This window comes from Pseudohongiella sp. O18 (assembly GCF_021729085.1).
In the GTDB taxonomy this organism is placed as follows: Bacteria; Pseudomonadota; Gammaproteobacteria; order Pseudomonadales; family Pseudohongiellaceae; genus Pseudohongiella.
The window spans coordinates 897,397-910,432 of the sequence record NZ_JAJSAR010000002.1 but is presented as its reverse complement, the minus strand read 5'-3'; the positions used below and the strand labels follow the sequence as shown (position 1 = coordinate 910,432).

At 55.2% G+C, this 13,036-nt stretch carries 10 protein-coding genes; 8 read left to right on the top strand and 2 right to left on the bottom strand.

Annotated features, from left to right (window positions below; translation table 11 throughout):
* Position 1 precedes the first annotated feature (1 nt).
* From LVD14_RS11435 to LVD14_RS11425, 3 genes are all read left to right on the top strand, one after another.
* Positions 2–1,591 (top strand): protein adenylyltransferase SelO, encoded by a 1,590-nt coding sequence (locus LVD14_RS11435; protein WP_237134206.1) that lies wholly within the window; start codon positions 2–4, stop codon positions 1,589–1,591.
* A gap of 219 nt (positions 1,592–1,810) precedes the next feature.
* Positions 1,811–2,980, top strand: a complete 1,170-nt coding sequence (locus LVD14_RS11430) for an efflux RND transporter periplasmic adaptor subunit (RefSeq protein ID WP_237134205.1) — start codon at positions 1,811–1,813, stop codon at positions 2,978–2,980.
* Positions 2,981–3,014: 34 nt separating this feature from the next.
* Positions 3,015–6,221 carry an efflux RND transporter permease subunit gene (locus LVD14_RS11425; protein ID WP_237134204.1) on the top strand — a complete coding sequence of 1,069 codons (3,207 nt, stop codon included), beginning with the start codon at positions 3,015–3,017 and terminating at the stop codon, positions 6,219–6,221.
* A gap of 137 nt (positions 6,222–6,358) precedes the next feature.
* Here LVD14_RS11425 and LVD14_RS11420 read toward each other — a convergent pair whose 3' ends face one another.
* A complete protein-coding gene (locus LVD14_RS11420; protein WP_237134203.1) occupies positions 6,359–7,303 on the bottom strand; it encodes a YgfZ/GcvT domain-containing protein in 945 nt (314 codons plus the stop codon).
* 76 nt (positions 7,304–7,379) lie between these two features.
* On the opposite strand from LVD14_RS11420, the gene LVD14_RS11415 reads away from it, so the two are divergent.
* Together LVD14_RS11415 and LVD14_RS11410 are read left to right on the top strand one after the other, a co-directional pair.
* The gene (locus LVD14_RS11415) at positions 7,380–7,649 is read left to right on the top strand and encodes a succinate dehydrogenase assembly factor 2 (RefSeq protein ID WP_237134202.1); all 270 of its coding nucleotides are present in this window, start codon (positions 7,380–7,382) and stop codon (positions 7,647–7,649) included.
* 5 nt (positions 7,650–7,654) lie between these two features.
* Positions 7,655–8,095: a hypothetical protein gene (locus tag LVD14_RS11410; protein ID WP_237134201.1), complete on the top strand. Its 441-nt coding sequence runs from the start codon at positions 7,655–7,657 to the stop codon at positions 8,093–8,095.
* Here the strand turns inward: LVD14_RS11410 and nadB are convergent.
* The gene (gene nadB / locus LVD14_RS11405) at positions 8,083–9,717 is read right to left on the bottom strand and encodes an L-aspartate oxidase (protein WP_237134200.1); all 1,635 of its coding nucleotides are present in this window, start codon (positions 9,715–9,717) and stop codon (positions 8,083–8,085) included. The genes LVD14_RS11410 and nadB overlap by 13 nt on opposite strands.
* A 130-nt stretch (positions 9,718–9,847) precedes the next feature.
* Here nadB and rpoE point away from each other — a divergent pair, with 130 nt between their 5' ends.
* From rpoE to LVD14_RS11390, 3 genes are all read left to right on the top strand, one after another.
* Complete coding sequence (gene rpoE, locus LVD14_RS11400; RefSeq protein WP_237134199.1) at positions 9,848–10,426, top strand: RNA polymerase sigma factor RpoE; 579 nt, start codon at positions 9,848–9,850, stop codon at positions 10,424–10,426.
* A 147-nt stretch (positions 10,427–10,573) separates the two neighbouring features.
* A complete protein-coding gene (locus LVD14_RS11395) occupies positions 10,574–11,260 on the top strand; it encodes a sigma-E factor negative regulatory protein (RefSeq protein ID WP_237134198.1) in 687 nt (228 codons plus the stop codon).
* Positions 11,261–11,495: 235 nt separating this feature from the next.
* Positions 11,496–12,986, top strand: a complete 1,491-nt coding sequence (locus LVD14_RS11390) for a Do family serine endopeptidase (protein WP_237134197.1) — start codon at positions 11,496–11,498, stop codon at positions 12,984–12,986.
* The last annotated feature ends 50 nt before the right edge of the window (positions 12,987–13,036 follow it).

Sequence of the window (13,036 nt, the reverse complement as noted above, 5' to 3'; positions counted from 1 at the left end):
TGTGAGTCAGTTTATCAATCGTTATACCACCATGCTGCCTGGCGAATCGGGTGCATCGGCCGAGGACAGTCACAGACCGCGCCAGGTGTTTCAGGCTGCCTGGTCGCCAGCTAAAGCAGAGCCTGTAGCTGCGCCAGTCATGCGCGCCTGGAATCACTCACTGGCGGACCAGATGGGGCTATCGCTTGAGGTGGCAGATCGTGCCGAAGTGTTCTCCGGTAATCGACTTTTGAAAGGCATGCAGCCTTACGCTGCCTGTTATGGCGGCCATCAGTTTGGCAACTGGGCAGGACAGCTCGGTGATGGACGCGTGATCAATCTGGGAGAAATTCTCGCGCCAGACCGGCAGGCCTGGACCCTGCAATTAAAGGGTGCCGGGCGCACGCCATATTCACGTCATGCTGACGGGCGGGCAGTGCTGCGTTCGTCGATACGTGAGTATTTGTGCAGTGAAGCGATGCATGCCCTGGGTGTGCCGACCACGCGGGCATTGAGCCTGGTCACGACCGGAGAGAGCGTTGTCAGGGACATGTTTTACGATGGTAACCCCAGACAAGAGCCAGGTGCCATTGTTTGTCGGGTGGCTACTGATTTTATCCGTTTCGGGCATTTTGAGTTGCCATCGGCGCGTGGCGATCATGCGCTGCTAAAGAAGCTGGTTCATTTTGTAATTGAGACACAGCATCCTGACCTGGCTCAGAATCTGTCCACAGACTCCTCACCTGAGTTGCGCATCAATGCTTACCTGGACTGGTATGACAGGGTGTGCCAACGGACCATCAATACGGTAGTGCACTGGATGCGAGTGGGATTTGTTCATGGTGTGCTGAATACCGACAATATGTCCATTTCAGGACTGACTATCGATTATGGACCGTATGGCTGGCAGGACAATTACGATCCGACCTGGACACCTAACACAACTGACGAAGGTCAACGTCGCTATCGCTTTGGCAATCAATTGACCATCGCACGCTGGAATCTGTATCAACTGGCCAATGCCATTTTTCCACTGATCGAAGACGCAGAGGCCTTACAACAGCGAGTCAACGCACTGGCAACAAACTGCGATCTTGCCTACCAGCAAATGATGGCCAACAAGCTCGGGGTAGATCCCGACCTGCTGACAGAATCGCCTGTCTTGACGCTGCTGGAAAATCTGCTGCTGGCTCAGGAAACGGACATGACGCTGTTCTATCAGTCACTGGCAGCCTATAGAAAGGGTGCCGGCACGCAGCCACTGCATGAATATGTCGCAACGGCCTGCTACAGCGGTACTGTGGAGCCAGACAATATTCCCCTTTATCAGCAGTTCGAGACTGAGTATCAGGCTGTTGCCGGCAAGTTGGACGATCCTGATCGGCTTGAACTGATGCGACAGCACAACCCGCGCTATGTGCTCAGAAATTTTTTGGCGCAGCAGGCCATAGATGCTGCGGAAGAGGGCAGCTGGCAGGAGTTTGACTCATTGCTGAATGCGCTGCAGCAACCCTATACCTACCAGCAAGATGTAGACGAACTCTATGCTCGCAAGCGCCCTGACTGGGCGCGAACCCGGGCGGGCTGCTCGATGCTGTCCTGCAGCTCCTAGGTTTTTTCACAATTTTCTTGCCCGCTTTATCGTACGATACTTGCTATTAGCCGCAAGACTGCCAGTTGGTAACACTTTGTCACTATTGACTCTTGCGTGGTTTATGGCTTTACAACATTCTACGCGGGTTTTGAAGAGTGGCTGATCCATCAGTCTGTACTTGCCGTAATGATGTTGTCCGCTGTCATGTGTGACCGATTCGGGTCGAGGAGTACTCACTTGCAATTTGTAACCCGTCATCCCCTGCTGATTTTTTTCCTGCTGGCGGTGTCTGCGCTGAGTTATGGCGTATACGTAAAGCTACAGTCTGATCCCGCTGCTGGTGGTCCGCCCGGTATGGGGCGTGGTCCCGGCGGCCCAGGTGGCATGGCTGCACCATCGGTAACGGTTGCAATCGTCGAGACTGGCGTATTTGTTGACCAGGTAGAATCTGTCGGTACAGCTCAGGCCAATGAATCACTGAGCATTACTCCCAAAGTCTCTGATATTGTGGCCGGCATTTATTTTGAAGACGGCGATTTTGTTGAACGCGGAGATGTTCTGGTAGAGCTGACTAATTCAGCGGAGACAGCGCGACTGTCTGAGGCGCAGACTGCACTTGACGATGCACGACGTCAGCGCGACCGCATGGAGCAGCTGAGCAGCGACAATCTGGTGTCACGACTGGATCTGGATAATGCGCTGAGTCAGGTGGAAACAGCTCAGGCGCGTCTGGAAGGGGTCGTCGCCAATATGCGTGATCGCGTCATCGTTGCTCCCTTCAGTGGTGTTCTGGGCTTTCGCAATATCAGTGAAGGCGCCATGGTGACGCCAAACACTGAGATCACGACACTGGACGACATTTCCACGATCAAACTGGACTTCAATGTATCAGAGTCTTTCCTCGCGCAACTGGAATCAGGGCTAGAGGTTACCGCCAACAGCATCGTTTATCCGAACAGAACCTTTGTTGGTGATGTGGAGGTGATTGGCTCACGTGTTGATGTGGTGACCCGATCCGTTCCTGTGCGAGCAGTCATAGATAATCCTGATGGCGCCTTGCGACCGGGTATGCTGCTGACAGTGGGGCTCATGCTCAACGAGCGCGAAACAATCGTGATTCCGGAGCAGTCGGTGGTTCCAGCGCAGGGACGACAGTATGTCTATGTTGTGGACGAGGAAGAACTGGCTCGCCGCGTCGAAGTGCAACTGGGCGCGCGTCGTCCGGGTGTGGTTGAAGTGTTGTCGGGCCTCGTGCCGGGGCAACGTGTAGTTGCCGAGGGGGTTGCGCAGGTTCGTCCCAATCAGCGGGTAAGAATCCTGAACATTCTGCCGGCCACTACCAGTAATACCAGCAGTGCCGCTGCGCCAGACAACAGCACAGCGGCCGCTTCCAGCGAACAATCCTGATTCGGGCTGATCATTACGTTTTGAGGGACAGGCCATGGTATTGTCTGATGTATCAGTCAAACGCCCCGTATTCGCCACTGTAATCAGCCTGCTGCTGGTTGCGTTCGGCATTATTTCATTTATGGAACTGCCGCTGCGGGAGTATCCCGACACCAGTCCACCGGTTGTGTCAGTCAGCACCAGTTACCCCGGCGCATCGGCAGAGATAGTCGAGCAGCAGATCACCCAATTGATCGAAGATCAGATCAATGGCGTGGAGGGGGTCACGTCTATCAACTCCTCAAGCAGTGACGGCAGTTCCCGCGTCTCAGTGGAGTTTGAAGTCGGACGCGACATCGATCAGGCTGCCAATGATATTCGCGACAAGATTTCCCGCATTACCCGGGCTTTGCCTGAGGATGTAGAGCCTCCACAGATTGCCAAGGCCGACGCAGACGGTCGACCGATTGCCTTTTTCAATCTGACCAGCACGCAGATGAGCTTTCTGGAGCTCAATGATTATGCTGAACGCTTCATCGTTGATCAGTTTGCTGTGATCGATGGTGTTGCCAACGTCAGTGTGCGGGGTACCGGCGGTTATGCCATGCGTGTGTGGCTCGACCGGGTAAAACTCGCCGCGCGTGGTCTGACGGTAACCGATGTTGAATCGGCGCTGCGCAGACAGAACCTGGAACTGCCGGCCGGGCGGGTTGATTCCATCGATCGTGAGTTCACCGTTCGAGTGGATCGCGTTTACCAGACGCCGGAAGACTTTGCCCGGCTCGTCATCGCCAGGGGTGCAGACGGCCATCAGGTAACGCTTGGTGAAGTAGCCCGAGTTGAATTGGGCGCTGCCAGCACGCGGTCAATCTTTCAGGGCAATGGCACTGACGCAGTGGGTCTTGGCCTGGTCAAACAGTCAAATGCCAACAGCCTGACGGTGCTGCGTGAGGCCACGGCGCTGATCGAGCGCATCAACGCGACCTTGCCAGATCATATGTCGCTGGTGTTGTCGAACAGCGACGCCGAATTTATCGAGAACGCGATTAGTTCGGTGTACTCCACTATCTTCATGACTGTGGTGCTGGTCAGCCTGGTTATCTATATGTTTCTGGGCTCTGTGCGCAGCATGCTGATTCCTGCGGTGACCATTCCGGTCTGCCTGCTGGCGGCGTTCATGGTACTGCTGGCGTTCGGCCTGACTATCAATCTGATCACATTGCTCGCCATGGTGCTCTGTGTTGGCTTGATTGTCGATGATTCGATTGTGGTGCTTGAGAATATCCAGCGTCGGGTCGAAGCAGGAGAGCCACCATTGCTGGCGGCCTTTAATGGTTCCAGGCAGGTGGCGTTTGCAGTGATTGCCACCACAGCCGTGCTGATTGCTGTGTTCGTCCCGGTTGTTTTCATGGACGGCAACATGGGCATTCTGTTTTATGAACTGGCAATAACAGTGGGCGGCGCGGTTATTTTCTCCACTGTGCTGGCACTGTCTTTGACGCCGATGATGGCCTCCAAGCTATTGAACACGCACGCTCACGAAAGCTTCCTGACCCGTCAGGTGGATCGCTTCTTCCGTTGGCTGCAACGCGGTTATCACAATGCGCTGGAAGTGTGTCTGCGGCTTCGTTACGCAGTCGCCGCCAGTCTGGTGCTCATAGGGATTGCGGTCTATTTCCTGTGGCAGCAGGTGCCCAGTGAGTTTGCACCGCAGGAAGACCAGGGCGTGATGATGGTGCGCATGGCCGGGCCTGAAGGTGCCAGCATGTCCTATATGCAGGACAAGACCAACGCCATTCAGGACACTCTGTTACCGTATCTGGAACGTGGCGAAGTCAGTAGTGTTGTCACAATGCTGCCGGGATGGGGCGGTGGCGGTGGCGTTAACAGCGGCATGAGTATCATCGCTTTGCCCGATTGGGCTGAGCGTCCCAAACCGACGACCGACATCATGAGCGAGCTCATGACCGAATGGCGATCCATTCCTGGCCTGGAAACCATGATGTTCATGCGTTCGGGGCTGGTGCGCGGTGGTGGTGGCCAGCCAGTCCAGTTTGTCATTGGTGGACGCAGCTATGAAGAACTGGCGCAGTGGCGTGACATGCTGATTCAGCGTGGCGAAGCCAGCGGTATGTTTACCCGTATGACGTCAGATTACGAAGAGACTCGTCCAAGCCTGACCATCACCGTGGATAAAGTTCGCGCTGCTGATCTTGGTGTGTCGATTCAGGCGATCGGGCGCACGCTGCAGGCCATGATGAACGAAAGCCGCGTCACCACATTCATTGATGCCGGTGAGGAGTATGACGTTATACTCCAGGCGGAAGAAACGCAGCGGGCATCCCCGGACGACCTGACGAATATTTACGTTCGCTCTGAAGGTACAGGACAGCTGATACCCATGTCCAACCTGATCAGTGTAGAGAATACCTCTGCAGCGAACTCTCTGAATCGTTACAACAGGGTCAGGGCAATTACTTTGTCGGCGGGGCTGCAGCCGGGTGTGAGTCTGGATGAAGCGCTGGCTTTCCTCGAGAACCTGGTACTCACCGAATTGCCTGACTATGCCCAGATTGACTACAAAGGGGAATCACTGGAACTTAAAGAAGCCAGTGGTGGTCTCGCTCTGATCTTCGCCATGTCATTGCTGGTTGTGTTTCTGGTTCTGGCGGCGCAGTTTGAGAGTTTTGTGCATCCGCTTGTGATCATGACCACAGTTCCGCTGGCAATATTTGGTGCCTTGATTGGATTGCTGCTGACAGATGGCACGCTCAATATTTACACCAATATCGGACTGATCATTCTGGTTGGTATTGCCAGTAAGAATGGCATTCTGATTGTTGAGTTTGCGAACCAGCTGCGTGATGAAGGCAAGCCTTTCCGTGAGGCGCTGGTTACTGCCTGCGACATGCGTCTGCGGCCGGTGCTGATGACTGCCATTTCAACACTGATGGGCGCTTTGCCGCTGATTCTGTCGACTGGTGCCGGTTCTGAAAGCCGTGTTCTGCTGGGCACGGTAATATTCTCGGGTGTACTGATGACCACGTTGATGACGCTGTTCATCGTGCCTGTGGTTTATGACCTTCTGGCTAAAAATACCAGTTCGCCGCAGGCAGTTGCGCAAATGCTCGGCAGCCTGCAGCGTAAGTATGCTGGAAAGACCGATGTGAACAGCTCCGGACTTGACCGTGACGACAATGCCCACGGGGCTTCCGGTGGTGGAGAGCCACAGGCCGTCAATCAGCGCCGGGAAGATGTCTAAGGTTCGCAAGGACGGCTGAGCAATCTGACACTGACAATGCCAGCCCGAATTGGCTGGCGTTGTTGTTTCGGCTCGGCACTTTGTCTGGAAGGGTATGGCACCGTCAAATGGAAGTCTGGCCTGATTAACTGCCCAGCTTAGCTGCTCAGAGACGCCTCAGTTTCGGTAAAAAGGTTAATTCTGCTGTCACGCCTACCAGCGTCAGTGCTGGCTATCAACAGATAGTCACGCCGTCCATCCGGCCGGCTGGCACTGACTAGCAGGTCTTTATCTTCGTCCAGCCCCAAATCAGAGAATGGCGTTTCTGCTGGCAGGGTAACTTTTCCAAGTCGTTTTTTTGCTTCGGCCCTGTAGTGCATCCGTGCCACAACTTCCTGACCCGTGTAGCAGCCTTTTTTGAAATCGACGGCACCATTGAGGTCGTAGTTCAGCAGCTGCGGTGTGAACAGTTCCTGCTGTCCGGGGCGAATATGCACGATGCCATTCCTGATGTCGTGACACAGCCATGTGTTTTGATCTAAAGGCTGGCATGCCGACTCTAAGCGGTCGATGATAAATGGCGCCTTGTCGCCGCTATCCTGGTCGGTTTCTCGTTTCAGCAGGATTTCGAAGCGGGTCGGAGCTGGATCCAGGTCAGGCAATCGGATGATGACATGACCAGGTCCGGTGGTGATCTGATCCGGGGCTGAGGGAAGTTCGGATTCGATGAGTGATTGAAGCTGATCAAGGTCGTCAGCAATCAGCTGAACCAGTTCATGCGTTTCAGTGACTCTTGTCAGTTGAACCTTAAAAAATACCTGATACTTCGACAGCGTATTCAGGATGATCTCAGCCATGCCTGCCCGGGTCAGCAGATAAAGTTCAACGACGTTGTCAGCGTCTTCCTGCCGGATCACTCGCAGGTCACTGATTACCCGACCTTTAAGATTGCAGAGTGTGCCGCGGACACTTTGGTCTGCTGTGGTGCGGCGCAGATCGCAGCTTAGTTGTCCCTGCAGAAATCGTTCAGCATCAGGTCCGCTGACGCGGATAAGGTCAAAGTCTTCACTTCGGCTGGCGTGACAGCTTGATAGATTCTTCATGGTGATCTGGAGCAGCTTAACGGCAAAGTCTGCCGAATTCGGTTAAAATTGAGGTACCAATTTTTCAGGTGGCCACATGGTATCAGATATTGCATACAAGAAGTTGCTCTGGCATAGCCGTCGCGGTATGTGGGAGCTGGACATTCTTTTACTTCCGTTCGCAGAAAAATGTCTGCCCACGCTGGGGGAGCAGGATCATTTACTCTACGAGCGGCTTCTGGCCGAGGAGGACCAGGACCTGTTTGCCTGTCTGGTAGAGCGGGCAGTGCATCCCGACCCGCATTTGCAGGCACTGGTAGTGCGAATTCGCGAATTTGCAGCTTCCGGTGTTGCCAGGCCGCACTGACCGGGATGCAACGCTCACTCCTGCATCATGAATGGGAGCAGGTCGCTGACCAGCTGATTATTGATCGAGTGCTTGGCGTTTCACTGGTTTGCCTGTCAGCAGCGGCAATTTTATTCAGTGGGGCCAGTGTCTGGGCAAAAATGCTGATTCTGGTGGGTATCATGTTGATATCGCTGAACTGGTATCGCTGGCATCGGGTCATTCAGGTGATGTCCTGCAGCCTGCACAACGGGCTGTGGGAACTGTCACTTCGTGATGGGCGCCGGCTCCACGCCTCGCCGGTCTCTGCCTATCTCTCTGCTGGTATCCAGGCATTGGTGTTGCGGGGGGTGGACGGCCGCACGTATACCCTGCGAATGTGGCCATGGCCAGGGTGCGCGTCCGCACAACGACGCCTGCGGCTACTGATCATGGCGTCGGTGCAGACAAAACGTCAGGATTCCTGAGGCGCGAGGATGGTGTCGATGGCCTCTGGCAGTAGCTCGGGGTAATCCAGAGTGTAATGCAGGCCACGGCTCTCTTTCCGCAGCAGCGCCGACTCCACAATCAGGCGTGACACCAGAACCAGATTGCGCAGCTCCAGCAGGTCGCGACTGACCACGTAGTGTCGGTAGTGATAGGAAATTTCGTGTTCAAGTATCTGTATTCGTCGCTGGGCACGCAACAGGCGCTGATCGCTGCGCACGATACCGACATAATCCCACATGACCCTGCGCAGCTCGTCCCAGTTGTGTGCCACGACAACTTCTTCCTGCGACTGGGTCACGCGGCTTTCATCCCACGCCGGGATTCTTTCGGGCAGCGGCTCAATCGTGTCGAAGTGGCTGCGGATATGCTCGGCCGCACCAAAAGCCAGCACAAAACACTCCAGCAGGGAATTGCTGGCCATGCGATTGGCGCCGTGCAGGCCTGTGCAGCTGGTCTCACCGATGGCATACAGATTGTCGATATCGGTCCGCCCGAGTTTGTCCACCACCACGCCACCGCAGGTGTAGTGCGCAGCGGGAACCACTGGGATGCGATCCCTGGTGATATCGATGCCGTATTCCATGCAACGTGCATAGATCGTCGGGAAGTGTTCCTTGATGAATGCGGCAGGTTTGTGAGAGATATTCAGATAAACACAATCGCAGCCCAGACGCTTCATTTCATGGTCGATAGCACGGGCGACAATATCGCGTGGTGCCAGTTCAGCGCGGGCATCAAATCCGGGCATGAAACGCGAGCCGTCGGGAAGCTCCAACGTGGCACCTTCGCCCCGTAACGCCTCAGTGATGAGGAAGGAGCGGGCATGAGGGTGATACAGGCAGGTCGGATGGAACTGATTGAACTCCATGTTTGCGACGCGACAACCTGCCCGCCATGCCATGGCGATGCCGTCACCGGTCGCGCTTTCCGGATTGGTTGTGTAAAGATAGGCTTTACTGGCACCGCCACTTGCCAGAATTACAAAACGGGCGCGAAACACTTCCACCTGGCCCGTTTCATTGTTATGAACGTAGGCCCCGACGCAGCCTTTGCCTGGCAGGCCAAGCTTCTGACGGGTGATAAGATCGACTGCTACCCGGTTCTCAAACAGCTCAATCGCCGGTGTCTGCAAAGCCTGCTGACGCAGAGTTTCAAAGACGGCCCGACCAGTGGCGTCTGTGGCGTGAATGATGCGGCGATGACTGTGCCCACCTTCCTGAGTGAGGTGAAGAGGTTTGAGGTTGTCACGATTCAGCGGCTGTGAGGCGGCACCGGTGCCAGCTTCTTCTCGCGGCAGAACTGTAAATGGGACACCCTGCTCAACCAGCCATTGGATGGCTTCCTGGCTGTGCTCGACAATGTGTCTGACCATTGCTTCGTTACACAGTCCGCCGCCAGCATCCAGTGTGTCGGCAATATGTGCATCGATACTGTCATTTTCGTCCAGTACCGCAGCAATGCCACCCTGAGCCCAGAATGTGGCACCCTGGTTCAACGAGCCTTTGCTGAGCACGGCGATGCGTGCAAAATTCGCGGTCTTGAGCGCCAGGCTGAGCCCTGCAGCACCACTGCCAATGATAAGAACGTCGTAATCGTGCAAAGTCGTGTCAGCCTTCTGCTGTGGTGCAAGGTCGAAGAATTCTATAGACTCTCAGAACTTTTGCAAATAGTGGTGGTCATTGTCTTTTTGCTTGATGATGGAAGCAAAAGTTGAGGCACATAAGGGAAGTATGACGAATCAAGTGACTGACAACCAGCTGGTTGAGCGGGTTCTGCAAAATGACGACCGGGCTTTCTCATTGCTGGTTACCCGCTACCAGCACAAGGTGCTTGGCCTGATAGGCAGGTTTGTCAAAGATCCGCATGAGGCAGAGGATGTCGCTCAGGAAGCTTTCCTGAAGGCCTACCGGGCTTTGCCCAGTTTCCGGGGTGATAGTGCGTTTTACACCTGGCTTTACCGTATAGCTGTCAACACGGCAAAAAATCATCTGGTTTCCCGTGGTCGAAGACCTCCCAGTACTGATGTGGATATGGAAGACGCGCAGCAGGTTGACGATACCAGCACACTGAGAGAGCTGGAGAGTCCTGAGGCCAACCTGGAGCGGGAAGACTTGCGGCGCGTCATCTACCAGGCAATCGAGGAACTGCCCGAAGAACTCAAAACTGCGTTCAGCCTGCGCGAATTTTCCGGTTTGAGTTACGAGGATATAACGGAAGTGATGGATTGCCCGGTTGGCACAGTCCGATCGCGCATATTCCGGGCTCGCGAGGCGATAGATAAACGAATTCAGGAGCTGATGAAACCCTGACCGCTGGCCCTTTAGCTTTTCTGAGCATGGCAACTGCCATTTTTTTGTCAGAATTGAGCCAGGTATGGGAACTTAGCCCGAACAGCATAGTCAAAGCATTGAAACCGGATAAACCGGTAAGACAAGTAAAGCAGAGGTATGTATTGCATGAAGCAGGACAGCCAGAGTCACCCGGATTCGCAGAAAACACAAGACGAGCTGGATAATGAAGCGCTGTCGGCTCTCATGGACGACGAGTTGAGCGATTTTGAACTACGCCGCCTGTTGGCGAGGCTCGATGCCGAACCTGAGCTGTTGGCCCGCTGGGAACGATTCAATCTGACCCGAGCCGTGCTCTCCGGTGAGCCAGTCCAGCATCCCTTGCTGCCCTCAGACAACAGCCTGTCGCTGCATGCGCGCGTGATGCAGGCTGTCACGGAGGAACAGCAGCCGTCATTGCCTGAGGCCACCTCAGCGGTTGGCGCAGAAGGCAGAAATAATCATTGGCGCCGGGGTATGGCGCGGCTGGCCGTCGCTGCCTCTGTAGCCGTGGCAGCTTTTGTGGGTATGCAATCAATGTTGCAGCCAGGGGATTCCATATCAACATCGGGTGCCGTGCCGCTCGCCAGCGAGCAGACCGAGTCTGGCAGTAACGCAGTAGAGATACGACAGATCGCTGTTGATGCGGAAGCGCAGCAGCGTCTCAATGAGTACATTCAAAGCGTGAACATCCCGGCCCGTGTGGATTCGGAGTCGGCACCGTTCAGCATTTTGCGGGAATCCCCGATGCTGCGCCCGGTGTCTGACCGTGAGCTGGTACCAGTGGATTCTTCACAGCAGATTCAGCAGCCGTAAGGGAATGCGACAGGCATGTAGCAGGCATGCCGATAATGGACGACGGGATTGATTGAGAATTGAAAGTTGAACCGTTTAGACCGTTTGGACCGTAAGGAAGCGTAGCAAGTAGAGAGCAAGAGTGTACTGCACAGCCCGGACCCGTGAGGGTGCCGGGCTTTTTTTATGTCATGTGACTCCATGTGCTGCACAGCACAGCTCTGTCACGGGATTGAAGACAGAGCCGCATCAGGGTATGTTAGAGCATCGAATCAAGCAGTTGGGAGAGAGCATGTTGGCAGCCAGAGCGATGGGTTTACCGGAGTTTGCCCGGGTTACAGTCAGACGGTTCAGCAATACGTGGCTGACAGTACTGTTTGTCATGCTGCTCACCGGCTCAGCCCAGGCCCAGAATGGCCTGCCGGATTTCGCCAGTCTGGTTGAGCAGAACTCGCCCGCCATCGTCAATATCACCACCCGTCAGCAGGTGCCTGTGCGCGATGGCTCGCGGCAGAATGACCTGGAAGAACTGCTGCGGCAGTTGCAGCCCGAGGGAGAGATTCCTGATATACCGGATCTGCCAGATATGCGCCCGCGCGGTGGCGTGGGTTCCGGTTTCATTATCAGTGAAGATGGCTACATCATTACCAATCACCATGTTGTCGCCAATGCAGATCGCATCACTGTGACGATGACCGACAGACGCGAGTATATTGCTGATGTGATCGGAAGCGATGAATTGTCAGATGTCGCCTTGATCAAGGTTGACGCCACTGATCTGCACTCTGTGGTGTTTGGCGACTCTGAACAGGTCAGGGTAGGTGAGTGGGTATTGGCCATTGGTTCACCCTTTGGGCTGGAATTTTCAGCAGCAGCGGGCATTGTCAGCGCCAAGTCCCGTAACGTGCCCTCTCGCGGCCCTGCAAACTATGTATCTTTCATACAGACCGATGTGGCCATCAACCAGGGCAACTCCGGCGGTCCCCTGTTTAACCTGGCTGGAGAGGTGATAGGTATCAACTCGCAGATCCTCAGCAGCACGGGCGGTTCAAACGGAATTTCATTTGCCATTCCCAGCAATATGGCTCTCAACGTCGTTGAGCAGCTGCGGGAGAGTGGCAGCGTGTCCCGTGGTTTGCTGGGCGTCATGATTAAGGACGTTGACCATGCCCTCGCGCAGGCCTTCAATATGGATAGACCAAGCGGCGCTTTTGTTGATGAAGTTCAGCCTGGCAGTCCCGCAGAGCAGGCGGGTGTGCAGACCAATGACATCGTACTGGCATTTAACGGTATTGCTATTGAAGAGTCTTCACAATTGCCGTTTTATGTAGGTCAGGTGCGGCCGGGAACAGAAGCCACATTGACGATCATGCGGGACGGGCAGCGACAGACGTTGGACGTGGTTGTCGGAGCGCTGCCAGGCGGCGATACCATGACAGCTGGCGTACCACGGCCGGCAGCCCAGGGTAACTCTCTGGCGCTGACTGTGGAGTCCCTGGATCCGGAGCTCGCGCAGGATGTACCTGAATTGTCGAGAGGTGGCGTTGTCATTGATCAGCTGCGCGATGGTCCGGCCCGGGCGGCAGGCCTGGCCAGCGGCGACGTAATCGTGGCACTGAATCACCAGCGTATCGAGTCGGTTGCAGACTTTGACGCGGTCGTCGAGTCGCTGCCTGCAACTGGCTATGTGCCGATTCGCGTGGTACGTAATGGCCGTGGCACTACCCTGGTGCTGGAGCTGCGCTGAGCGTCCGGCGCAGCCCGGAATCCCTTGCATTTCCCCGAAATTCCCTGACA